Annotated in this window: 25 protein-coding genes; 24 read left to right on the plus strand and 1 reads right to left on the minus strand. The window is 45.5% G+C overall.

What is annotated here, in order from left to right; translation table 11 throughout:
• Positions 1–104 precede the first annotated feature (104 nt).
• The 8 genes from sleB to fni all read left to right on the plus strand — a co-directional run bounded on the left by sleB (position 105) and on the right by fni (position 7,210).
• The gene (sleB, locus tag LCM00_RS09750) at positions 105–962 is read left to right on the plus strand and encodes a spore cortex-lytic enzyme (RefSeq protein ID WP_224900851.1); all 858 of its coding nucleotides are present in this window, start codon (positions 105–107) and stop codon (positions 960–962) included.
• Positions 963–976: 14 nt separating this feature from the next.
• On the plus strand, positions 977–2,326 hold the full coding sequence (gene ypeB, locus LCM00_RS09755) for a germination protein YpeB (RefSeq protein ID WP_224900854.1): 1,350 nt from the start codon (positions 977–979) through the stop codon (positions 2,324–2,326).
• A gap of 185 nt (positions 2,327–2,511) precedes the next feature.
• Positions 2,512–3,171 carry a flagellar brake protein gene (locus tag LCM00_RS09760; RefSeq protein WP_224900856.1) on the plus strand — a complete coding sequence of 220 codons (660 nt, stop codon included), beginning with the start codon at positions 2,512–2,514 and terminating at the stop codon, positions 3,169–3,171.
• A 62-nt stretch (positions 3,172–3,233) separates the two neighbouring features.
• Positions 3,234–3,413, plus strand: coding sequence for a YpfB family protein (locus LCM00_RS09765; protein WP_224900858.1), 180 nt, complete (start codon positions 3,234–3,236; stop codon positions 3,411–3,413).
• 152 nt (positions 3,414–3,565) lie between these two features.
• A complete protein-coding gene (gene cmk, locus LCM00_RS09770) occupies positions 3,566–4,246 on the plus strand; it encodes a (d)CMP kinase (RefSeq protein WP_224900860.1) in 681 nt (226 codons plus the stop codon).
• On the plus strand, positions 4,243–4,824 hold the full coding sequence (locus LCM00_RS09775; protein ID WP_224900862.1) for a lysophospholipid acyltransferase family protein: 582 nt from the start codon (positions 4,243–4,245) through the stop codon (positions 4,822–4,824). The genes cmk and LCM00_RS09775 overlap by 4 nt, the downstream gene beginning before the upstream one ends.
• Positions 4,825–4,984: 160 nt before the next feature.
• Positions 4,985–6,142: a 30S ribosomal protein S1 gene (rpsA, locus tag LCM00_RS09780; RefSeq protein ID WP_224900864.1), complete on the plus strand. Its 1,158-nt coding sequence runs from the start codon at positions 4,985–4,987 to the stop codon at positions 6,140–6,142.
• Positions 6,143–6,154: 12 nt separating this feature from the next.
• Positions 6,155–7,210, plus strand: coding sequence for a type 2 isopentenyl-diphosphate Delta-isomerase (fni, locus tag LCM00_RS09785; RefSeq protein ID WP_224900866.1), 1,056 nt, complete (start codon positions 6,155–6,157; stop codon positions 7,208–7,210).
• A gap of 1,072 nt (positions 7,211–8,282) precedes the next feature.
• Here fni and LCM00_RS09790 read toward each other — a convergent pair.
• Positions 8,283–8,426 carry a YpzI family protein gene (locus LCM00_RS09790; RefSeq protein WP_224900868.1) on the minus strand — a complete coding sequence of 48 codons (144 nt, stop codon included), beginning with the start codon at positions 8,424–8,426 and terminating at the stop codon, positions 8,283–8,285.
• A 107-nt stretch (positions 8,427–8,533) separates the two neighbouring features.
• Here LCM00_RS09790 and LCM00_RS09795 point away from each other — a divergent pair, with 107 nt between their 5' ends.
• From LCM00_RS09795 to LCM00_RS09870, 16 genes are all read left to right on the plus strand, one after another.
• Positions 8,534–9,142 (plus strand): YphA family membrane protein, encoded by a 609-nt coding sequence (locus LCM00_RS09795; RefSeq protein WP_224900870.1) that lies wholly within the window; start codon positions 8,534–8,536, stop codon positions 9,140–9,142.
• The gene (locus LCM00_RS09800; RefSeq protein ID WP_224900873.1) at positions 9,139–10,029 is read left to right on the plus strand and encodes a YIEGIA family protein; all 891 of its coding nucleotides are present in this window, start codon (positions 9,139–9,141) and stop codon (positions 10,027–10,029) included. Before LCM00_RS09795 ends, LCM00_RS09800 begins: the two co-directional genes overlap by 4 nt.
• Positions 10,019–10,204, plus strand: coding sequence for a capping complex subunit for YIEGIA (locus LCM00_RS09805; RefSeq protein WP_009794832.1), 186 nt, complete (start codon positions 10,019–10,021; stop codon positions 10,202–10,204). The genes LCM00_RS09800 and LCM00_RS09805 overlap by 11 nt, the downstream gene beginning before the upstream one ends.
• Before the next feature lie 191 nt (positions 10,205–10,395).
• Positions 10,396–11,706 (plus strand): ribosome biogenesis GTPase Der, encoded by a 1,311-nt coding sequence (der, locus tag LCM00_RS09810; RefSeq protein ID WP_009794834.1) that lies wholly within the window; start codon positions 10,396–10,398, stop codon positions 11,704–11,706.
• 15 nt (positions 11,707–11,721) lie between these two features.
• Positions 11,722–12,774 carry an NAD(P)H-dependent glycerol-3-phosphate dehydrogenase gene (locus LCM00_RS09815; protein WP_224900877.1) on the plus strand — a complete coding sequence of 351 codons (1,053 nt, stop codon included), beginning with the start codon at positions 11,722–11,724 and terminating at the stop codon, positions 12,772–12,774.
• 303 nt (positions 12,775–13,077) lie between these two features.
• Complete coding sequence (locus LCM00_RS09820) at positions 13,078–13,281, plus strand: DUF2768 domain-containing protein (RefSeq protein WP_224900880.1); 204 nt, start codon at positions 13,078–13,080, stop codon at positions 13,279–13,281.
• Positions 13,282–13,311: 30 nt separating this feature from the next.
• Positions 13,312–14,025, plus strand: coding sequence for a hypothetical protein (locus LCM00_RS09825; protein ID WP_224900883.1), 714 nt, complete (start codon positions 13,312–13,314; stop codon positions 14,023–14,025).
• Between the two features lie 229 nt (positions 14,026–14,254).
• Positions 14,255–15,733: a stage IV sporulation protein A gene (gene spoIVA, locus LCM00_RS09830; RefSeq protein ID WP_009794839.1), complete on the plus strand. Its 1,479-nt coding sequence runs from the start codon at positions 14,255–14,257 to the stop codon at positions 15,731–15,733.
• A gap of 1,010 nt (positions 15,734–16,743) precedes the next feature.
• Positions 16,744–17,016, plus strand: coding sequence for an HU family DNA-binding protein (locus LCM00_RS09835; RefSeq protein ID WP_009794840.1), 273 nt, complete (start codon positions 16,744–16,746; stop codon positions 17,014–17,016).
• 239 nt (positions 17,017–17,255) lie between these two features.
• Positions 17,256–17,822 (plus strand): GTP cyclohydrolase I FolE, encoded by a 567-nt coding sequence (gene folE / locus LCM00_RS09840; RefSeq protein WP_224900886.1) that lies wholly within the window; start codon positions 17,256–17,258, stop codon positions 17,820–17,822.
• A 75-nt stretch (positions 17,823–17,897) separates the two neighbouring features.
• The gene (gene mtrB, locus LCM00_RS09845; RefSeq protein WP_022544139.1) at positions 17,898–18,134 is read left to right on the plus strand and encodes a trp RNA-binding attenuation protein MtrB; all 237 of its coding nucleotides are present in this window, start codon (positions 17,898–17,900) and stop codon (positions 18,132–18,134) included.
• A gap of 250 nt (positions 18,135–18,384) precedes the next feature.
• Positions 18,385–19,215 (plus strand): heptaprenyl diphosphate synthase component 1, encoded by an 831-nt coding sequence (locus LCM00_RS09850; protein ID WP_224900890.1) that lies wholly within the window; start codon positions 18,385–18,387, stop codon positions 19,213–19,215.
• Positions 19,216–19,220: 5 nt separating this feature from the next.
• Entirely contained in the window at positions 19,221–19,925 is a 705-nt protein-coding gene (locus tag LCM00_RS09855; protein WP_224900893.1) for a demethylmenaquinone methyltransferase, read from the plus strand.
• Positions 19,926–20,052: 127 nt separating this feature from the next.
• Positions 20,053–21,015: a heptaprenyl diphosphate synthase component II gene (gene hepT, locus LCM00_RS09860; RefSeq protein ID WP_224900896.1), complete on the plus strand. Its 963-nt coding sequence runs from the start codon at positions 20,053–20,055 to the stop codon at positions 21,013–21,015.
• Positions 21,016–21,107: 92 nt separating this feature from the next.
• Positions 21,108–21,554, plus strand: a complete 447-nt coding sequence (gene ndk, locus LCM00_RS09865) for a nucleoside-diphosphate kinase (protein WP_094767149.1) — start codon at positions 21,108–21,110, stop codon at positions 21,552–21,554.
• Positions 21,555–21,693: 139 nt separating this feature from the next.
• A complete protein-coding gene (locus LCM00_RS09870) occupies positions 21,694–22,467 on the plus strand; it encodes a CheR family methyltransferase (protein ID WP_224900900.1) in 774 nt (257 codons plus the stop codon).
• Positions 22,468–22,524: the final 57 nt, after the last annotated feature.

Genomic DNA, 22,524 nt, shown 5'->3' on the forward strand with positions numbered 1-22,524 from the left:
CCATATATTTACTATCGTCAAATTGCTCTCATTTGCATAAAAACCCAGCATCTGAAAAAAATAGGGTTAATGTTAATTAGATTATCATCTGGGGGTTGCTAACCATGAAAAACAAATTATTGGTGATTAAGCTGGTTCTGCTCATTCCGCTATTTGCAGCTGCACTCCCGCTGCTGGGCCCTTCGGATAAAGCAGATGCTTTTTCAGCCCAGGTCATCCAGCATGGAGCTGTGGGCGATGATGTAATTGAACTTCAGTCAAGGCTTCAGTACCTCGGTTTTTATAACGGAAAAATCGACGGGGTATTTGGATGGGGAACTTACTGGGCCCTCCGTAATTTCCAATACGAATTCGGGCTGCCGATTGATGGGCTGGCAGGCCAGGGAACAAAGGCCAAGCTCGCAAAAGCTTCCAAGTACAACGAACAGTTTGTAAAAGAACAAGTCAACAAAGGCAATAAATTTACCCACTATGGCGGTGTTGATCTGGACAAGCAGAAAAAGCCGTCCGGCGGTGCTGGACAGGGCGGAGGCGGAGGCGGTGGCCAAAGTGCCCCGGTAAAACCTGAAGCCAAACAGCCTTCTGCTGCCAATATCCCATCAGGATTCTCGCAGAATGACATCCAGCTGATGGCAAACGCAGTTTATGGAGAAGCAAGGGGAGAGCCCTACACAGGCCAGGTGGCTGTGGCAGCAGTCATCCTGAACCGGGTCCAAAGTGCAACCTTCCCCAATACAGTTTCAGGCGTGATTTTCGAGCCGCGTGCTTTTACAGCTGTTGCAGACGGCCAGATATGGCTGACGCCGAATGAAACTGCCAAAGAAGCAGTGATGGACGCTATGAACGGCTGGGATCCAACCGGCAATGCGCTCTATTATTTTAATCCTGATACGGCGACAAGCGGATGGATTTGGACGCGGCCGCAGATCAAAAAGATCGGAAAACATATTTTCTGTGAATAGAGAGGTGGTTTACAGTGATTAGAGGGATACTTATTGCGGTACTCGCCCTTGGAGCTGCTGGGGCAGGTTTTTGGGGATACCAGGAGCACAAGGAAAAGAATGCGATACTTATCAATGCAGAAAACAGCTATCAAAGGGCCTTTCATGACCTGACATACCAAACCGACCTGCTGCATGACAAAATAGGGACTACATTGGCCATGAATTCCAGGGAATCCCTTTCACCGGCGCTTGCTGATGTCTGGAAAATAACATCGACTGCCCATAGTGATGTTGGTCAGCTGCCGCTTACCCTTATGCCATTCAATAAGACAGAGGATTTCCTTGCGAAAATCGGGGATTTCAGCTACCGCACAGCAGTCAGGGACCTGGACAAAGAACCTTTGTCAGATAAAGAGTATAAGGCGCTTCAAGGGCTCTATAAAGAATCGGCTGATATTCAGCAGGAGCTCCGCAAGGTCCAGCATATGGTCCTGAAGAATAATCTCAGATGGATGGACGTTGAAATGGCGCTGGCGTCCAATAAACAGCCAATGGACAACACAATCATCGACGGGTTCAAAACGGTGGAAAAGACGGTTGAAAGTTATGGAGAGACTGATTTTGGCCCTGCCATGGTCAATATGCAGAAAGAAGATTCTAATTATAAATATTTAGAGGGAGAGGCTATTTCAAAAAATAAAGCCCGCTCCATTGCTGTGAAATATGCGGGAATGGGGAAAAAGGCAGAAGTAAAAGTGACGGAGAATGGAAAAGGCTCTGACTTCGGCTTCTACAGTGTCTCTGTCCAGGACCCTAAGACCGGCAGGGAAGCCAATATGGATATAACAAAAAAAGGCGGGTATCCAATCTGGTATATTTTAAGCCGGGATGTAAACGATCAGGCTGTCAGTTTAAATGAAGCGGGGAATAAAGCCATTAAATTCCTCAGTGACAATGGATTTAAGGATATGGACATGTTTGAAAGTACACAATACGATAATGTCGGAGTATTTACTTTTGTATCCAAACAGGATGATATAAGGGTCTATCCTGATTCGATAAAAGTAAAGGTAGCTCTTGATAATGGGCAAATGATCGGCTTTTCAGCTGAAGATTATCTTAAGTCCCACCACACAAGGGAACTGCCCAAGGCAGATTTAAGCAAGGAAGAGGCCAGGGACAAGATCAATCCTAATCTGAAGATCCAGGAATCTAGACTTGCCGTCATCGTCAATGATCTTAATCAGGAAGTATTATGCCATGAATTCCTTGGTACTATGGGTGACGACACATACCGCATTTATATAAATGCAGATTCAGGCATCGAAGAAAAAGTAGATAAGCTGCAAAATGCAGAGCCCGTTTACGAAGAGGTTGTTTAATAAAGCGCTGCAGGGCCCGGGGAAAATCCCGGGCTTTTTCTTCATTAGAAAACAGGTATTTAGAACTATATAAGTTCTTGATTCATCCATGGGTCCCGTGTCATAATTAAATGACAGGATTATCCTTTTGTCTTTATGTATGGGGAACGTTTTTATTAAGAGAGAGCAAGAGAGAGTGGGTCAGCATGATAAATATTGGAGATTCAATAACACTTGAAACAGTGAATGGACATAAAGAAGAAAAATATAGATGCAAGCTGGCTGAAATGAATGAAAATTCCCTGTTCATTGATTACCCGGTCAATGTAAATTCAGGTAAAACAGCCTTCCTGCTGGATGGCACACAGCTTAAAGCTACATTCGTCTCAGATGACGGGTCCGTATTCTTATTTACTACAGAAGTAAAAGGGAGGGTCAAGCAGAATATTCCGCTGATGGTGCTATCCTATCCGGGCCCGAAGCAGCTTATCAAAATCCAGAGGCGGCAGTACGTGAGGATCGAAGCATCCATTGATGCAGCAGTCCAGCCGATTGGCGGGGAATTCCCGCCGTTTAAGGCTGTGACAGAAGACATCAGTGCCGGCGGGGCGAGTCTGCTGGTGGATAAAGACATACCGCTTGACGCCGGCATATCTATTAAAGTATTGCTGGTTCTGGCCCTTCAGAATGGAGACTATCATTATCTGAAAGCAGATGCGAAAATTGTGAGAATCATAGAACACAATGAACTGAAAAATAAGGCGTCGATTGAATTTGCAGATCTGGGCCCATCCGACAGGCAGATTCTTCTCCGCTTCTGTTTTGACAGGCAGCTTGCCCTAAAGAAAAAAGGCCTGGAGGCTTAACGAATAATTGCCTGACTGGATGCCAATAATGATATTAATATTGTCAACAGGCGGGGATGAAAATGAAGATGCTAGAACGGCTGATCGTGAAAGCAGTTATTATTCAGCTGCTCTTTTTGCTCGCAGCCCAGGTGCTGCTCCATAAATATGATATCATGCCTGAGCTGAAGCAGCTTGCCCAGTACGAAGGTGTGGCAAAGAATAGCTTTGAGGAGCTGCTGGAAACTTTCAGCGGAAAATGAGCGGGCATAAGAGGCCTGCTTTTTTTGTATGCTTAAACCCCTTCAGAAGCAGGTCAAGGAACAAAATATTGATAAAAAACAAGCGAATAATATGTTAAAATGGTTCTTGTAAGTTTTAGAGAAACCCAACTGGAAGCGTAACAGGAGGAAATATGATCAAAAAAATTTCAATTGCCATTGATGGCCCTGCAGCAGCAGGTAAAAGCACAGTGGCGAAAATTGCAGCTGAGAAGCTATCATATATTTATATAGACACAGGGGCCATGTACAGGGCACTGACATATAAAGCCATTGAAGCAGGCGCCGACCTTGAAAATGAAGATAAGCTCATGGATATCCTCACAGGCATCCAGATCGACTTGCTTCCAGGTGATCAGGGGCAAATTATCCTGGTCAACGGTGATAATGTTACAGAAGTGATAAGGACAGCAGCTGTCACCAACTCTGTATCCATTGTTGCGAAGCACCGGAAGGTCCGTGAAGAGATGGTAAGAAGGCAAAAAGCATTCTCGATGGGCGGCGGTGTAGTGATGGACGGCCGGGATATCGGTACTCATGTCCTTCCCCATGCAGAGGTAAAAGTCTTCCTGCTTGCATCAGTTGGAGAGAGGGCCATGCGGAGGCATCAGGAGAATATTAAGAAAGGCTACCCGTCTGACCTTGAACAGCTGAAAACCGATATTGCTTACCGGGACAAGCTGGATTCTGAAAGGGAAGTGGCGCCGCTGAAGAAAGCTGATGATGCAGTGGTAATCGATACTACCTCGCTTGCTATTCCGGAAGTGGTAGAGAAAATCATGCTGCTTGCTGAAGAAAGGATCGGATTGACTTGACATTCTATTCTTTTGTAAGATCAGCCGTTTACGGTGCGCTGAAACCGATATACCGGTTCGAGGTGATCGGGAGGGAGAACTTTCCCGCTGAAGGCGGCGTGCTGCTGTGCAGCAACCATATCGACAATCTGGATCCCCCCGTTGTGGGGATTACTGCTCCGAGGCCGGTTCATTTCATGGCCAAGGAAGAACTTTTTAACCTGCCGGTACTTGGTAATATAGTCAGGAATCTGAACGCCTTTCCGGTAAAAAGGGGCATGAGCGACAGGGAAGCTTTAAGGAAAGGGATCGCCCTTTTGAAGGAAGGAAATGTTTTAGGGCTCTTTCCTGAGGGTACAAGAAGTAAAACAGGGGAATTGGGAAAAGGCCTTGCAGGGGCAGGCTTCTTTGCCTTAAGGGCACCGGCCCATGTAGTACCCTGTGCAATCATTGGCCCATACAAGCCATTTAAAAGATTGAAGGTAGTGTACGGAAAGCCTCTGGACATGGAAGAAGCACGGAAAAACAGGGCGTCCGCTGACGAAGTGACGGAGATGATAATGCAAGAAATCCGCCAGCTTATTGAGCAGCACAGATAAGTCTTCTTGCTTGACAAATAAAGCTATTTGTAAGAAGTTAGAGGAAAGGCATCTTTTTAGAATATTCTATGTCTTTAATTTAGGACCTTGTTTTCCGCTGTGAAAATATCACATCTATTATAAAAATTGGAAGCAGTCATTGGATTAAGGAGGATTACATATGTCAGAAGAGATGAATCAATCAGAAGAAATGAATTCAATTGAAGTGAAAAGCTTTGAGGTGGGCGACCGCGTAACCGCGAAAGTCACCAAAGTGGAAGAAAAGCAGGTTGTCGTGGATATCCAGGACAGCAAGCTTGACGGGATCATCCCGATCAGCGAGCTCTCAAGCCTTCATATTGAAAAAGCTGAGGATGCTGTGGCTGAAGGAGATGAACTTGACCTGGAAGTACTCAAGGTGGAAGAAGAGGCACTCATCCTCTCAAAGCGCAAAGTGGATGCAGTAAAGGCCTGGGACACACTTGAAGAGAAATTCAACAGCGGCGAGGTTTTTGACGCTGAAATTAAAGACGTAGTCAAAGGCGGCCTGGTAGTGGACCTTGGCGTTCGCGGCTTTGTACCGGCTTCGCTTGTTGAAGCACATTTTGTCGAAGACTTTTCTGATTACAAGGGAAGGACCCTTTCCTTCAAAATTGTTGAGCTGGATAAGGAGAAAAACCGCCTGATCCTTTCACACAGAGCTGTTGTCGAGGAAGAAAAGGGCAGGCAGAAGCAGGATATCCTTGCTAACCTGCAGGCAGGCCAGGTTCTTGACGGCACTGTCCAGCGCATCACTGACTTCGGCGCGTTTGTAGATATCGGAGGAATTGACGGACTTGTCCATATTTCCCAGCTTTCATATGAGCATGTTGAAAAGCCTTCCGATGTAGTGGAAGAAGGACAGAAGGTACAGGTTAAAGTGCTGAGCGTAGACAGGGATAATGAGCGCATTTCCCTATCCATCAAGGAAACATTGCCTGGGCCATGGTCTGATATTGCAGAAAAGGCTCCGAAAGGCAGCACTCTTGACGGAGTTGTGAGACGCCTTGTATCTTATGGAGCGTTTGTTGAAGTATTCCCTGGGGTTGAGGGCCTTGTACACATCTCCCAGATTTCACACAAGCATATTGGGACTCCGCATGAGGTCCTTGAAGAAGGCCAGCAGATACAGGTAAAGGTCCTGGATGTAAATGAAAACGATCAGCGCCTGTCTCTGAGCATCAAAGATCTCGAAGAAAAAGAAGCTGAGTATGATACGAGTTATGAGATGCCTGAAGAAACAAAAGGCTTCCAGCTCGGCGAAATGATCGGCGATCAGTTAAAGAATCTAAAAAAATAATGGTGATATAATTTGTCAAGATCAAAACGGAAATGGGATCATATTGAATTTGCCCTTTCAACAGGACAAAAGCGCATTGCCGGATTTGACGATATTGATTTTATTCACCAAAGCTTGCCTGATTCTGCTGTGGATCAAGTGAAAATAGAAACTGAAATTGGCGGACTTACTCTAAGTTCGCCTATTTTAATAAATGCGATGACAGGCGGCGGCGGTGAAAGAACACTTAAAATCAATCAGGAGCTTGCCTTGGCTGCGGCCGAAACAGGCCTTGCTATGGCTGTAGGCTCGCAAATGGCAGCTTTGAAGGATCCTGCTGAACGAGAGTCATACAGGATTGTGCGTCGGGAAAATCCGAAAGGGATTGTCATCGGCAACCTCGGAAGTGAAGCAGATGCCGAACAGGCTAACAGGGCCATCGACATGATTGAGGCTGATGCCCTGCAGATACATCTGAATGTGGTGCAGGAACTGACGATGCCAGAAGGAGACCGGGACTTCAGGGATGCCCTGAAAAGGATCGAGTCTATTTGTAAAAACGTCCATGTGCCTGTTATTGTAAAAGAGGTTGGATTCGGAACCAGCAGGGAAAGTGCTGCAAAGCTTGCAGCTGCCGGGGTTTCAGCGATTGATGTCGGCGGCTTTGGCGGCACTAACTTTGCCAGGATTGAAAATGAAAGAAGAGAAAGGCTCCTTTCGTTTTTTAATGGCTGGGGAATACCTACTGCCTCCTCTATCTTTGAGGTAAACGCAGAAGGTGCTGGCGTCAGTATCATCGGTTCCGGCGGCGTCCAGACAGCTTTTGATGCAGCAAAAGCCATTGCCTGCGGTGCAGATGCTGTTGCGATGGCCGGATACCTTCTGAAGATTCTTGTGAGCGAAGGTCCTGAACAGCTTATAAATGAAATACATACACTCCATGAGGAGCTTGCCTTTATTATGGCTGCGCTCGGCGCTGTAACGATAAAGGATCTCCGGAGAGCCCCAATTATCATATCAGGCAAAACCCATCATTGGCTGTCTGAACGGGGGATAGACACAAAGGCTTTCAGTCAAAGAAGTATATAAGAAGAGGCTCCTGCTCATTGTGGCGGGAGCTTTTTTGCATTGCACATAGGTAAATCATAGAGGACTACTATTCTGGCAAAAGAGAAAACAGTGGTCTCAGTCAGCGGAGCTGGAACCAGTATTATGTAAAAATAGAAAATAGTGGTTCCAGTGAACAGAGCTAGGACCACTATTTTGGCAAAAAGAGAAAATAGTGGTTCCAGCGAACAGAGCTAGGACCACTATTTTGGCAAAAAGAGAAGATAATGGTTCCAGTGAACAGAGCTAGGACCACTATTTTGGCAAAAAGAGAAAATAGTGGTTCCAGTGAACAGAGCTAGGACCACTATTTTGGCAAAAAGAGAAAATAGTGGTTCCAGCGAACAGAGCTAGGACCACTATTTTAGCAAAAAGAGAAAATAGTGGTTCCAGCGAACAGAGCTAGGACCACTATTTTAGCAAAAAGAGAAAATAGTGGTTCCAGTGAACAGAGCTAGGACCACTATTTTAGCAAAAAGAGAAAATAGTGGTTCCGGTGAACAGAGCTAGGACCACTATTTTAGCAAAAAGAGAAAATAGTGGTTCCAGTGAACAGAGCTAGGACCACTATTATGGCAAAAAGAGAAAATAGTGGTTCCAGTGAACAGAGCTAGGACCACTATTATGGCAAAAAGAGAAAATAGTGGTTCCAGTGAACAGAGCTAGGACCACTATTTTGGCAAAAAGAGAAGATAATGGTTCCAGCCAACGAAGCTAGGGCCACTATTATGGCAAAAGAAAAAAATAGTGGTTCCAGCGAACGGAGCTAGGACCACTATTCTGTCAAAAGAAAAAAATAATGGTTTCAGCCATCCTGAAATTCTCAAGACTGGGAAGAACATAGCCCAAAGGATGCGGGTCATGCAGACGGAGCAGGACGTGGCGTACTTAGTCTGCGTTCCTATATTGAACAAGGCTTTTCCGCTTTTCTATTTGTCCAGCTCCAAAGCCTAGCCCCTCGAGTCATAAGCCACTCCTGGATTAAAGGCAAAGAACGCCTTTTATCCAGGAGCGTCTTATGCTTGTCGGGGCTGAAGAAGGCTTTTCCGCTTTTCTAGCTATATTTAGAGTCGTTCATGCTCCTGGCTTCTTCCGGGCTTTGAAGCTTGGTCGCCCCTGGATAGTGAAGGGCCTGGTCGCGGTCAGATTCGACTCTTCCGCCAGCTTTTAATTTTTTCTCCTGTCTGTCTTTTCCCATGATTAACACCCCCCTTTTATTTAAGATGAAACAAGGGCAAAAGTTTATGTAAAAAAGATTAAAGTACATAACTATTACCCATAATGGAAATGATAGGTGGTGGTGGTGTGGAAGGCTTTTACTTTTATTTGGGCGCCTGGTGCTGCTGGATTGCAGCGGCATTTTTTATGAAAAGACAGCAGAAGGAAAGGACGGCTTTGTCGGCTTGCCTTTTGATTGCCATTATTGTTTCGCCTTATACAATTTCTCTGGGCAGTATCCATATTTCAGCAGCAGGGCTTTTCATTTTGATTTGCTGCTATGCTGAGGCTGCCAGCATAACAGGACTTAAAGCAGTTTATTTTTTTGTCTCTGTTTTTATGATCATGCTTGCTTATGCAAGCTTTCAGCTTTTTGCTCTTTTTGATCCTGTATGGGTGGTTTTCAAAAAAGAATGGATGCTGGCAGCCATCATGTTTGCTTTGTCTGCCGTGCTTTTTGCCGGATGCAGGAAAAGGATTGCAGCCATGCTGACAGGTGCCATTCAGGGCGATCTAATCTTTTCGCTGGTACTGGAGAAATTGTCCCTTGCCTATGAGGCTTGGTCTTTTTCTTTTCTCGATATGGCAGCTATATCAGCATGTGCATTGCTTCTGTGGGAGGGTTTTGTCAAACTCGCAGCATATTTAGAGCGGCAGGCAGCCAATCTGGAAAAGGAGAAACAAAAGATATTATGAGTGATTATACATACCCGATTGTATTTGGCCTGATTATTGGAACGGCTACGAGGATGTACATGCTGCGGACGGATTACCGGCAGTACCCGACATATCTGCATGGTAAAATCATACACCTGGCCCTCGGGTTCATAGCCGCGGCTCTCGGGACGGTTGCTGTCCCTTCTATTCTGGAGCAGGATTTTACAGCGGTGACCTTCTTGACTCTTGCTGCAAGCCAGTTCCGTGAGGTCAGGAACATGGAAAGGAACACCCTGGCAGAACTGGATTCCTATGAATTGGTTTCCAGGGGCAAAACCTATATTGAGGGAATTGCCGTTGCTTTTGAAAGCCGGAATTATCTTGTGATTTTCACATCCTTGATAAGCACCCTTTGCTATATTGTCATTAATATATGGGCCGGCATCATTGCGGCCATTCTGTCAGTGCTTATATCCAAAAAGCTCATGGCAGGGGGGAGGCTCGGGGATATAGTGGAAATTGAATATGTGGAACCGCGCTTTGATGGGGCTGGCCTTTATGTAGACAATATCTATATCATGAATATCGGGCTTCCCGCGAGGCAGGAGGAAGTGCTGAGGTATGGGATGGGATTCATTCTAAAGCCAAAATCCTTTGACGCTCGTTCAACCATCGCCAACCTTGGACAAAGGCAGGCGATCCTTCACGATGTCTCAATCGCGATGGGTGTGTACAGGGATTCCGGCACACCTGCGCTCGTCCCTCTCGCCAAGCGCGACTTGGATGATGGAAGAGTGGGGGTTTTTCTGCTGCCCCAGGAGAAGGACATTGAAAGGGCCATCAAAGTGATCGGCAGTGTACCGACGCTTGAAAATGCCATAAGGATGCCGTCCGAACGGGAAAGGAAGAGCGGAAATGGTCATTGAGAAATTTATATTGGCAGTTATTACGACGAACCCAAAAAAGGCACCTTCAGGGGCAGCTGTGTTCCATTGTGACGACAAAAAAGAGATGGAGCATGTGGCTGCCAATCTTGAAGCCATTTTAGACGGAATTGCCCATGCTCTGACAGATGAAATGTATGTAATTGTCAAGCATTGATGGTTCTTCCAATGTTTTCGTTGCGGGGATTCTGCCTCTTTGATAAAATGATTAGGTTAGGCCCTTCTGCAAACAGGAAGGGTTTATTTTATACACGGGCCATCCTGAAGAAATCAGGATGATGATGAAAGCAATTCATTTGACTCTTTCGAGCAGTGTTTAAAGTATATAAAAGTGAAAGGGTGATGTTCATGGCAAAACCGGTTATCGCCATTGTAGGACGTCCAAACGTCGGAAAATCAACGATTTTCAACAGAATAGTAGGAGAAAGGATCTCCATTGTCGAAGATATACCTGGTGTGACCAGAGATAGAATCTACAGTTCAGCGGAATGGCTGAATCTCGATTTCAATATCATCGACACCGGCGGGATTGATATAGGAGACGAGCCTTTCCTGGAGCAGATCAGGCAGCAGGCTGAAATCGCCATCGAAGAAGCTGATGTCATCCTGTTCTTGACCAATGGGCGGGAAGGCGTTACATCAGCTGATGAAGCGGTCGCTAAAATACTGTATAAATCAAAGAAACCTGTAGTGCTTGGGGTCAACAAAATTGACAACCCGGATATGCGCGACCAGATCTATGATTTCTATGCCCTTGGATTTGGTGAGCCAATCCCGATCTCAGGTTCCCACGGGCTGGGGCTTGGGGACCTGCTTGATGAAGCAGCAAAGCATTTTCCTGATACAAAGGACAAGGACTATGGCGATGATGTCATTAAGTTCTCCCTGATTGGGCGCCCTAATGTCGGGAAATCTTCCCTCGTCAATGCTATTCTCGGGGAAGAAAGGGTCATTGTTTCCAATATTGCCGGCACGACGCGCGATGCTGTCGATTCCCTGCTCACTTACAATGGGGATCAGTATGTGATCATTGATACAGCTGGAATGCGGAAAAAAGGCAAGGTGTACGAAAGCACTGAAAAATACAGTGTCCTGAGAGCTTTAAGGGCCATCGAGCGCTCAGATGTCGTCCTTGTTGTCATTGATGCTGATGAAGGCATTCTGGAGCAGGATAAAAAGATTGCGGGCTATGCGCATGAAGCCGGCCGCGCTGTTGTAATTGTCGTCAATAAATGGGATGCTGTCGAGAAGGACGAAAAAACAATGAAGGCGTTTGAAACGAATATCAGGGAGCATTTCCAATTCCTTGACTATGCTCCGATCGTCTTCTTGTCTGCCTTAACAAAGAAGCGGATCCATACATTGATTCCGCAGATCAACCAGGCAAGCGAAAACCACAGCATGCGTGTGGAAACGAGCGTCCTGAATGATGTTGTCATGGATGCCGTGGCGATGAATCCAACGCCTACCGATAAAGGAAAGCGCCTGCGGATTTACTATACGACTCAAGTGGCTGTCAAGCCGCCTGTATTTGTGGTATTTGTCAATGATCCTGAGCTTATGCATTTCTCCTACGAGCGTTTCCTGGAAAACCGCATAAGAGATGCTTTTGGATTTGAAGGTACTCCAATTAAAATATTTGCACGGGAAAGAAAATAAAAAGGGTGTGATTGTATGCTGGATCAATCGAGCAAGATAACCGTTGCCGGTGCAGGCAGCTGGGGCACGGCACTCGCCATGGTGCTGGCTGACAATGGCCTCCAAGTCAGGCTCTGGGGGCATAACCCTGTACAGATCAAGGAAATCAATGAACAGCACACCAATCAAAAGTATTTGCCTGATATAAAACTGCCTTCAGGCATTCAAGGCTTCAGCTCACTGGAAGAGGCTCTTGAAGGTGTTGACACGCTGATTTTGGCGGTGCCGACAAAAGCCATCAGGGAAGTCGCCGGCAGGATTAACGAATTTCAGCGTGAGCCCCTCACTATCGTACATGTCAGCAAAGGCATCGAACCGGATACATTGCTGAGGATATCAGAAATGATCGAGGAAGAATTCACGAGTGAAGCCCTCGGCAGCGTGGTGGTCCTTTCCGGCCCAAGCCATGCAGAGGAAGTCAGCCTCCGCCATCCGACAACTGTCACTGTATCTTCAAAGAATATTGAGGCTGCAGAGCATGTGCAGGACCTTTTTATAAACCATAACTTCAGGGTATACACGAATCCGGATATCATTGGCGTGGAAATCGGCGGAGCGCTGAAGAATATCATAGCATTGGCAGCAGGGATCACCGATGGCCTAGGCTATGGAGATAATGCCAAAGCGGCCCTTATTACAAGGGGGCTTGCCGAAATTGCCAGGCTTGGCACTAAAATGGGCGCAAGCCCGCTGACTTTCTCGGGATTGACCGGAATCGGCGACCTGATTGTGACTTGTACGAGTGTCCATTCCCGCAACTGGAGAGCAGGAAACCTTCTCGGGAAGGGGCATAGCCTGCAGGAAGTCCTTGATAATATGGGAATGGTTGTAGAAGGCGTCAGAACCACGAAAGCTGCATACCAGCTGGCTGAAAAGTATAATGTAAAGATGCCTATCACGGAAGCGCTGTATGAAGTGCTGTTTAATGGGGCCGACCCGAAAGAATCCGTCGACAAGCTGATGGCTAGAGGGAAAACGCATGAAATGGAAGACCTTGCAAACGTGCTTGAAGACAGGGCAGACAAGTGAATGCTATGATTTGCTGCAAGGAAAGATAATTATTTTTGCGGCAGCAGCAAAATTTAGGCATTCGAGGATGCGGGAAAGGAACTTCCTGCATACAATGCAACGAAGCAAACTGGTGATATGAACAGGGTGCATGGGTTATTTAGTCGCATAAGGCCAAAGCAGAGATTGCCCCATCTTTGCTTTGGCTCTTTTTTTTGGGGTTCACAGCGAAATTCCATGCTGGCGCCAGCATTTTAAGCGAAATGCTTTTGATTCATTTTCAGCCTGTATGATATAATACATTTCGGAAAAGGGAGTGAGACAATGTCGCCTGCTTTAATGAAGATGTGGGTATCTTTAGCTTCAATGGGGTTCATGTTCATATCAATATTATTGATTTATCTGAGCCGGTATAAATTAAACAATAAACCGCTTAAATTCATATCTGCCCTAATTGCGTATCTGTTAATGATTGTTTCCGGGCTCATCATCCTGTTTGTCGTTTTGAGCGGACCTACCAATGAATAACAAATTTAAAAACCTGAAGGATTGGAATCTATGAAAAAGAAGCTAGCCATGCTGTCTATGACAGCGGTTTTATCCTTTCTGCTTGCCGGATGCATGTATCCGGAGGACAAGCTTTCGCAGAATCAGACACCATATCAGGACCAGGTCAATTCTGTCCAGTCGGCTGTTGATCAGTTTCAGGAAGACAATGGGGGCATCCTTCCAATAAAGACGAGGGAGGAGAATACACCCATTTACCAGAAGTATCCGATAGATTTTAAAAAGATCACTCCAAAATATATGGCAGAGCCGCCAGGCAATAGCTTTGAATCCGGAGGCATCTTCCAGTACGTGATCATGGATGCGGAGGAAGATCCGAAAGTCAAGCTCTTCGACCTCAGGATGGCTGAGTCTATCAGGGATATTAAAGTACGCATTAAGCTGCAGGGCTATCCGCCATATAAAGAAAAGATCGCCGATAATGTTTATACACTCGATTATGCAGCCCTCGGCTTTAAAGAGGAGCCGCTGGCTGTAAGTCCGTATACCAGCCGCAATCTTCACTTTGTTGTTTCCGTAAATGGAGACGTTTACGTAGACTATCTGCCTGACCTCTATGAAGCGTTGGAAAATCACAAGGATCACGGATATAAGGAAGGCGATGACATACGCGCACTCCTTGGGAAAGAATCCCTTTTTGTCCCTGCCTATTCGCTTCCCTATACAATCAATGCCAAAGGAGAACCAATCTTTTTGGCGAAATAGTCATAACCCTTCTTCTGCAAAATATATTGTAGGAGAAGGGTTTTTCTTTTTAAAAAGCAAATTCAAGCGTATAGAGAGAAAGGGCTTTTTCAAAGCGGGAGAGTAAGGGGATAAAAATAAAAAAACTGTCATAAAGAAATAGGACAACATCATAAATATATAATGTCCAAAAATAATTGAATGATAGGATAATATTATCCCACTAACTCAAGATTCAGGAGGGGATCACTTGGAAAAGGTAGATATTTTTAAAGATATTGCCGAAAGAACAGGCGGTGATATTTATTTCGGAGTCGTTGGTGCCGTCCGCACCGGTAAATCCACGTTTATCAAAAAGTTCATGGAGCTGGTGGTGCTTCCGAATATGAGCAATGAGGCAGACCGGGCGCGCACACAGGACGAACTTCCACAAAGCGCGGCAGGCAAAACCATCATGACAACAGAGCCCAAATTCGTCCCAAATCAGGCAGCTGCCGTCCAGGTTGCAGAGGGGCTGGATGTCAACATCAGGCTTGTGGACTGTGTCGGCTATACAGTGCCGGGCGCCAAAGGCTATGAAGATGAAAATGGTCCAAGAATGATTACCACGCCTTGGTATGAAGAACCGATCCCCTTCCATGAAGCTGCGGAGATCGGGACAAGGAAAGTCATCCAGGAGCATTCGACGATTGGCGTCGTTATTACAACAGACGGTACAATCGGAGAAATACCGCGCACCAATTATCTGGAGGCCGAGGAAAGAGTCATTGAGGAGCTGAAAGAGGTCGGCAAGCCTTTCATCATGGTTGTCAACAGCGTCCAGCCTCATCACCCGAACACTGAAGCACTGAGAGTCCAGCTGTCTGAGAAGTATGACATACCTGTGCTGGCAATGAGCGTGGAAAGTATGAGGGAAACTGATGTATTGAGCGTAATGCGTGAAGCACTGTACGAATTCCCGGTGCTCGAGGTGAATGTCAACCTGCCGAGCTGGGTGATGGTTCTGCGGGAGAATCACTGGCTTCGCGAAAGCTACCAGGAAGCTGTAAAGGAAACAGTCAAGGATATCAAACGGCTGCGGGATGTAGACCGTGTTGTCCACCTTTTCAGTGACTATGAATTCATAGACAGGGCGGGCCTTGCCGGAATAGAAATGGGCCAGGGAGTTGCAGAAATCGACCTGTTTGCCCCGGATGACCTTTATGATGAGATTTTAAAAGAAATTGTGGGGGTTGAAATCCGCGGCAAGGATCATCTGCTTGAACTGATGCAGGACTTTGCCCATGCAAAAGCTGAGTATGACCAGATTTCGGATGCGCTGAAAATGGTGAAGCAGACCGGCTACGGCATAGCGGCGCCGTCGCTTGCTGATATGAGCCTTGATGAGCCGGAAATCATCCGCCAGGGAGCGCGTTTCGGGGTACGCCTGAAGGCGGTTGCGCCTTCCATCCATATGATCAAGGTGGATGTCGAATCCGAGTTTGCGCCGATCATAGGAACTGAAAAGCAAAGCGAGGAGCTTGTCCGCTATCTGATGCAGGATTTTGAAGACGATCCTCTATCCATCTGGAATTCTGATATATTTGGCCGCTCCCTCAGTTCCATCGTAAGAGAAGGAATTCAGGCAAAGCTTTCTCTCATGCCTGAAAACGCCAGATACAAGCTGAAGGAAACGCTGGAAAGAATCATCAATGAAGGATCCGGCGGCCTGATTGCCATCATCCTATAATGAAAATCTGAAGGGCAGCGGAAGCTGCCCTTTTTAGCGTTTATTTTTTGGCGTGGTATACTGGGAACCGTTTTGGAACTTAATCAAGGGCTCTTACCGTAAAGATTGTTACTTCAAATTATTATAAAGAATGATTTACATTCTTCGGTATCGCGGGAAGAAAGGTTTTTTCAGCTAACAGGGCAGGAGTAGTTTTAAAAAACCAGGAAGTCTTATTCTTATTTGTGTGACCAGCAAGCCTTAAAATAAGCGGAGAATTTCCGGTTAAGCTGCTAAATATGGCCTGGGCGATTGTAAATAAGCAGAAAATTTCCGGTTATGGGGAGCGAAATTGACCATTTTCCTGTTTTTTGAGTCGATAGAAGGAATTTCTCCGTCTATTTGAGCTATTTTTAGAGTTTTTTCAAACTTAGGGGGAAATTCTCCGCTTATTTTTCAGCATGTCGCTTTGGCAAGCACTAGCAGCATCTGCATCCTGAAGGTGTAATTTATCACCTCTTATAAGGAAGGCACAATAGCATCAATCTATGCGAAAGGGGCCTTATGAATTGGCTGTGTTACACATTGCTGTTAATCTGTAATCAGCCGTATGAAACTTTGCTTGATTCCTTAGAGCAGTGCTGAATACCAGACTGAAAGCTTCCGTTTCAACAAGGAGCCCTAGGTAAGCCAATTGATAAAATATGTTATATGTTTTGAAAAATAGTGGATTGGGTAACAAAAAAGGGTGTCTTATTACAAGTTTGTTTCAAATAAGAAAAGATTACCATTAATTAATGAATATTTCTTGATAAGCCCAGATGATTATGATAATCTTTTAACAGAATTACCGTCGTGGCCGCGAAAACCCTTATATATTAAGGTTTTTTAGCAAAAAAGATTGAAATCTTCATGCCGTTCATTTAATATAAGGTATGCCAATCATCACGACGTATAGAATTCCGTAAATTTGTTTACAAATGATGATAAGATCCTTATCAGGGCAAGATTTTTGGGAGGAGGTGAAAGGCATGAACAAGACAGAACTAATTAACGCAGTTGCTGAAGCTGGCGAGCTTTCTAAGAAGGACGCTACTAAAGCAGTTGACGCTGTATTTGATACTATTCTTAACGCACTTAAAAATGGTGATAAAGTACAATTGATCGGTTTCGGAAACTTTGAAGTCCGCGAGCGTGCTGCACGTAAGGGCCGCAACCCGCAGACTGGTGATGAAATCGAAATCGCTGCAAGCAAAGTTCCTGCTTTTAAACCAGGTAAAGCGCTTAAAGACGCTGTTAAATAAGTACATACCGTGCTTTAAGCTTATGCTTGAGCAAAAGGCCGCGAAATTCTTCGCGGCCTTTTATTTTTGCTTGGGAATTCATAAATGGTAAGTTGCAGGCCATGAGCAATTCTTGATCATCATCCAGCAGCTGCACCGAGGTCACAAGCCTCGCACCTTGTATTTTGCCTGTTTGGAAATGGATGTGCTAATATGTAGGGGTAAAGGCACTAGAGAGATATGGTTTAGGAGGATGAATCATGGCAAATGTCAACCGCGCCCAAATTGAAGAAGCGGTGCGTTCTATATTAGAAGCAATCGGAGAAGACCCTAACCGCGAAGGCCTGCTAGATACACCGAAGCGTGTGGCCAAGATGTATGAAGAGGTTTTTATGGGGATCGGGCAGGATCCCAAAGAATACTTTGAAACTATTTTTGGAGAAGAGCATGAGGAGCTTGTTCTTGTAAAGGACATCCCATTCTACAGCATGTGTGAGCACCATCTGGTTCCTTTCTTTGGGAAGGCCCATGTTGCCTATATCCCCAGGAATGGCAGGGTGACAGGGCTCAGCAAGCTTGCAAGGGCAGTCGAGGCCGTGGCAAAAAGGCCGCAGCTGCAAGAGCGGATCACCTCAACTGTAGCGAATGCTATTATGGAAAAATTGGAGCCCCACGGTGTAATGGTCATTGTAGAGGCCGAGCATATGTGCATGACGATGAGAGGCGTTAAAAAGCCTGGTTCCAAGACTGTCACTTCTGCAGTAAGAGGTGTGCTGGCAGAGGATGCCAGGGCGAGAGCTGAAGTCCTTTCATTAATCAAAGATTAATCTGCATCCCTGAGGCTGAAAGTACTGCTTTTAGCCTTTTATCTTGGCCGATGGCGGCTTGAAGGAGTGAAGGATATGGAAACGAGAAACAACCCGGCAGGAGACTATGTGGTAATTAAAGCAAAGGAAGACGGCGTGAATGTGATCGGGCTGACCAGAGGCTCAGACACACGCTTTCACCATTCTGAAAAACTTGATAAAGGGGAAGTCATGATCGCCCAATTCACCGAGCATACTTCAGCTATAAAAATCAGGGGCAATGCCTCCATCATGACATGCTATGGAGAAGTGGAAAGCGAAGCTAAAAAATAGGAGCAGGGCACCGTAAATTTCCAGAGGTCTTTAAGCCTGGCATTTTTGCTTCCGGCGGAACATAACTTTCAATATAATCTGCCACGGCTACCCCTTTTATGATATAATTGTCTCTGTTTCATTGTGGACAATATTAAAATGGCCCCTAATGGCGAATGCTATATGGGTAGCGCCCAGACCAGCACCGCCTTTTATAAAAAGAATGCACAGGCATCATAGGAAATACATAAATGACCTTCGGGGAACAAGGGTGATCAGATTGCAGGATATTAAAATAAATATGGAATATGTCCGGAAGCAGATTGAGGGAAAGGTTCTCCACCCCTACCTGCTTAAATATATTGATGAGCCGGTTATCGATCAGGATAAGCTGCTCCTTCTTGTCTCCATGCTCAATGAAGCTGAATTGACTCAGAAGCAGAAGAATGACTACTCAGTGACAGCCATGCTTATACAAGTCGCCCTTGATACCCATGAACAGGTCAGCAATACACAAATTGCCGGCGAAAAGCAAAAAAACAGGCAGCTTACTGTCCTGGCCGGCATTTACTACAGCAGCTTATATTATAAGATTCTCTCGGAATCAAAGGATATCGGAATGATCCGGCTGCTGTCGGACGGCATCAAAGAAGTGAACGAGCATAAAATCTCTGTCTACCAGCATGAAACAGAAAATGTAGAAGGACTGATGGAAAGCGTCAGGCTGATAGAGTCCTCTCTGTTCTCAAAAATCGCAGGATGCTTTAACAAGCCGGCCTGGATCGAGCTGTCATCCCACCTTCTGCTGATGAAGAGGCTCATGGAAGAAAGGGGACGCTATCTGGATCACGGAACATCCTTTCTGTTTGAGCGGCTTAAACGCCTTGTATTCCCTAAAAAGGAACAAGAGCTTGCCGACCTGTCTGCTGAGCAGAAAAGATATCTTCTTCTGATAGCCAACCGCTATATCGATCACTCTAAAGATATGATTGACAAAGGCATGAAAGCTGTCCCTTTCCTTAATAGCCTGCTGGAGGAGCGGATCCATTCCATTCTTGACCAGCATCAGCCCATGACAAAATCCATTGCAGAAGAAGGGTGACTTTTATGGAACAACAATCTAAAGCAGAGCGCGTACACGGCGTATTCGAGAAGATATACGGAAACTATGACCAGATGAATTCTGTCATCAGCTTCCAGCAGCATAAAAGATGGCGCAAAGATACCATGAAAAAGATGAACGTCCAGAAAGGGCAGAAAGCTCTGGATCTCTGCTGCGGGACTGCAGACTGGACCATTGCACTCGCAGAAGCAGTCGGTGCTGATGGTGAAGTCAAAGGGCTGGATTTCAGCAAGAATATGCTGAAGATCGGCGAGGAAAAGGTGAAAAGCAGGAATTTGTCCCAGGTGGAGCTCATTCATGGCAATGCGATGGAGCTGCCGTTTGAAGACAATTCTTTTGATTATGTCACCATAGGCTTCGGACTGAGGAATGTCCCTGATTATATGCAGGTCCTGAGGGAAATGAACAGGGTCCTTAAGCCGGGCGGGATGGCAGTATGCCTGGAAACTTCGCAGCCGACCATGTTCGGCTACAAGCAGCTCTATTATGCTTATTTCCGCTACATCATGCCGCTGTTCGGAAGGGTGTTCGCGAAAAGCTATAAAGAATATTCCTGGCTCCAGGAATCGGCAAGGGATTTTCCAGGCATGAAGGAGCTTGCTGCAATGTTTGAGAGCGCAGGCTTCAAAAATGTAGCCTTCAAGCCTTACAGCGGGGGAGTTGCTGCTGTCCATACAGGCTTGAAGTAAGTTCTGCATCTGTTTGCAGCCGGAGAAAGATGGGGCTTTCCGTGACTGGCGGGCCCCGAGAAAATAAGTACTTGTTGCTCGTCGATTAACAGGCTTGCAAACATGATTAAAGCTGGGTGGATACAAGATGAAATTAAAGATGATGTATTCATTTTTAGATTCTGACATTAATATTATTGAACAGTCATTAGAGGAGACCGTGCAGGCAGAGTCTCCTTTATTGCGAAATGCATCTATGCATTTGCTGCAGGCAGGAGGAAAAAGAATCCGTCCTGTTTTTGTTTTGCTGTCTGCGAAATTCGGCTCATATGATATCAGCGAGATCAAAAAAGTGGCTGTAGCCCTTGAACTGATCCATATGGCATCCCTGGTGCATGATGATGTCATTGATGATGCAGAGCTGCGAAGGGGCAAACCTACCATCAAAGCGAAATGGGACAATCGCACGGCCATGTATACAGGCGATTATATTTTTGCCAAATCCCTTGAAGTGATGACACAGATCGAGCGCCCGGAGGCACATGAAATCCTGTCAAAGACGATTGTGGAAGTCTGTGTGGGGGAAATAGAGCAGATCAAGGATAAATACCGCTTTGATCAGAACCTGAGGGACTACCTTTTGAGGATTAAAAGAAAGACGGCGCTTCTGATTGCGGCAAGCTGCCAGCTTGGGGCAGTTGCAGCAGGAGTTGATGAAAATATCCATAAGAAGCTGTATAGATTTGGCTATTATGTGGGCATGTCCTTTCAGATTACCGATGATATTCTTGATTTCACGGGCACGGAGAAAGAGCTTGGAAAGCCTGCAGGGGGAGACCTGCTCCAGGGGAATATTACGCTGCCTGTCCTGTTTGCCATGGAGGACGAAGAAATCCGCAGAGAAATCGTTAAAGTGGATGAAACAATGGATAGAAAAGAAATTGAAAAAGTGATATCACTGATTAAAAATTCGGGCGCAATTGAGCGGTCCTTTGCTGTCAGCAACCAATATTTATCCAAGGCGCTTGCAGTCCTTGATACCCTCCCGCAAAACAAGGCCAAAAAATCGCTCCGGGATATTGCTAAATTTATCGGCAAGAGAAAGTTTTAAGCGGTTGCAGAATTGTCGAAAAAATGATACTATTCTCCATGGATGTCTCTATTATAGAGCTGTTCATACATAAGATTTTAGGAGTGGAGACAATGGAGAAAACTTTTTTAATGGTCAAGCCTGACGGCGTCCAGCGCAATCTTGTCGGTGAAATTGTCAGCCGTTTTGAAAAAAAAGGCTTTCAGCTTGCCGGCGGTAAATTGATGGTTATTTCAAAGGAACTGGCTGAGCAGCATTATGGAGAGCATAAAGAGCGCCCATTCTTTGGTGAACTAGTTGATTTCATTACTTCCGGACCGGTATTTGCAATGGTTTGGGAAGGAGAAAATGTTATTGCGACAGCCCGCCAGATGATGGGATCCACAAATCCTAAGGATGCTGCCCCAGGGACAATCCGCGGAGATTTTGCCGTAACTGTAGGCAAGAATATTATTCACGGTTCAGACTCCCCAGAGAGTGCAGAGCGTGAAATCGGCCTTTTCTTCAATGAATCCGAGCTTGCCGGATATTCCAAACTGATTAATGACTGGGTTAATTAATCCATTAAAGACACTTGCCTGCAAGTGTCTTTTTTTGTAACCGCATACACATATTTTGGCGAAATATAGCAAAAAAACCACTCTCCCTTCCCTTTTTTCAGCTATACTAGTGTTAAATAAGCAATAGGGGAGAACAGAAATGTCGGGGGAATATCAGGAGTTTATCAGACAGATTAAAGCAAAGACAGGAATCGACCTTTCACTTTATAAAGAAGCGCAGATGAAAAGGCGCCTTATATCTTTATACGAAAAAAAAGGATATCATTCTTTTTCGGATTTCTACCAGGGTTTAAGCAGGAATAAAGAATTGCTGGATGAGTTTCTTGATCGCATGACTATTAATGTATCAGAGTTTTACAGAAATGCGAAAAGGTGGGACATACTTGAAACTCAGCTGCTGCCTGCTATGTCTGCCAGGGGGGGAAGGCTGAAGGTATGGAGTGCGGCTTGCTCTACAGGCGAAGAGCCGTATACGATTGCCATGATCCTGGCAAAATTCTTGCCGCTCTCCCAAATCCAGGTGCTTGCTACAGATATAGACGAAAAGGTGCTGGCAAGAGCGCAGGCAGGCATTTATCAGGAGAGATCCCTGAATGAGATGCCTCTTGAAATGAAAAAGAAGTACTTTACGCAAGAAGGAAGCCTTTACAAAATATCAGACGAGATAAAAAAGACTGTTGTCTTCAAAAAACAGAACCTGCTGTCTGATCCCTTCGGAGGACCGTATGATTTAATCGTCTGCCGGAATGTCCTTATTTATTTTACAGAAGAAGCAAAGGATGGGCTCTACCACAAGTTCAGCGGAGCCTTAAAACCTGGAGGACTGTTCTTTGTAGGCAGTACAGAGCAGATTTTTAATCCTGGCTTGTATGGACTGGCTACGGAGGATACTTTTTTTTACAGAAAAAAATAGCAGGAAGTAAAACTGTGAAGAAGTCTTCATGGTTTTTTTCTATTATAAGAAGGATGT

Source organism: Bacillus infantis, from assembly GCF_020171945.1.
Classification (GTDB): Bacteria; Bacillota; Bacilli; order Bacillales; family Cytobacillaceae; genus Bacillus_AB; species Bacillus_AB infantis_A.

Coding starts and splice junctions, on each gene's coding strand:
- mtrB (WP_022544139.1), top strand. CDS start 17,898: ATGGAAACGAGAAACAACCCGGCAGGAGACTATGTGGTAATTAAAGCA.
- der (WP_009794834.1), top strand. CDS start 10,396: ATGGCAAAACCGGTTATCGCCATTGTAGGACGTCCAAACGTCGGAAAA.
- LCM00_RS09760 (WP_224900856.1), top strand. CDS start 2,512: ATGATAAATATTGGAGATTCAATAACACTTGAAACAGTGAATGGACAT.
- LCM00_RS09820 (WP_224900880.1), top strand. CDS start 13,078: ATGTCGCCTGCTTTAATGAAGATGTGGGTATCTTTAGCTTCAATGGGG.
- LCM00_RS09870 (WP_224900900.1), top strand. CDS start 21,694: ATGTCGGGGGAATATCAGGAGTTTATCAGACAGATTAAAGCAAAGACA.
- rpsA (WP_224900864.1), top strand. CDS start 4,985: ATGTCAGAAGAGATGAATCAATCAGAAGAAATGAATTCAATTGAAGTG.
- LCM00_RS09765 (WP_224900858.1), top strand. CDS start 3,234: ATGAAGATGCTAGAACGGCTGATCGTGAAAGCAGTTATTATTCAGCTG.
- cmk (WP_224900860.1), top strand. CDS start 3,566: ATGATCAAAAAAATTTCAATTGCCATTGATGGCCCTGCAGCAGCAGGT.
- LCM00_RS09805 (WP_009794832.1), top strand. CDS start 10,019: ATGGTCATTGAGAAATTTATATTGGCAGTTATTACGACGAACCCAAAA.
- LCM00_RS09800 (WP_224900873.1), top strand. CDS start 9,139: ATGAGTGATTATACATACCCGATTGTATTTGGCCTGATTATTGGAACG.
- LCM00_RS09835 (WP_009794840.1), top strand. CDS start 16,744: ATGAACAAGACAGAACTAATTAACGCAGTTGCTGAAGCTGGCGAGCTT.
- sleB (WP_224900851.1), top strand. CDS start 105: ATGAAAAACAAATTATTGGTGATTAAGCTGGTTCTGCTCATTCCGCTA.
- ndk (WP_094767149.1), top strand. CDS start 21,108: ATGGAGAAAACTTTTTTAATGGTCAAGCCTGACGGCGTCCAGCGCAAT.
- LCM00_RS09790 (WP_224900868.1), bottom strand. CDS start 8,426: ATGGGAAAAGACAGACAGGAGAAAAAATTAAAAGCTGGCGGAAGAGTC.
- LCM00_RS09815 (WP_224900877.1), top strand. CDS start 11,722: ATGCTGGATCAATCGAGCAAGATAACCGTTGCCGGTGCAGGCAGCTGG.
- hepT (WP_224900896.1), top strand. CDS start 20,053: ATGAAATTAAAGATGATGTATTCATTTTTAGATTCTGACATTAATATT.
- LCM00_RS09855 (WP_224900893.1), top strand. CDS start 19,221: ATGGAACAACAATCTAAAGCAGAGCGCGTACACGGCGTATTCGAGAAG.
- folE (WP_224900886.1), top strand. CDS start 17,256: ATGGCAAATGTCAACCGCGCCCAAATTGAAGAAGCGGTGCGTTCTATA.
- LCM00_RS09825 (WP_224900883.1), top strand. CDS start 13,312: ATGAAAAAGAAGCTAGCCATGCTGTCTATGACAGCGGTTTTATCCTTT.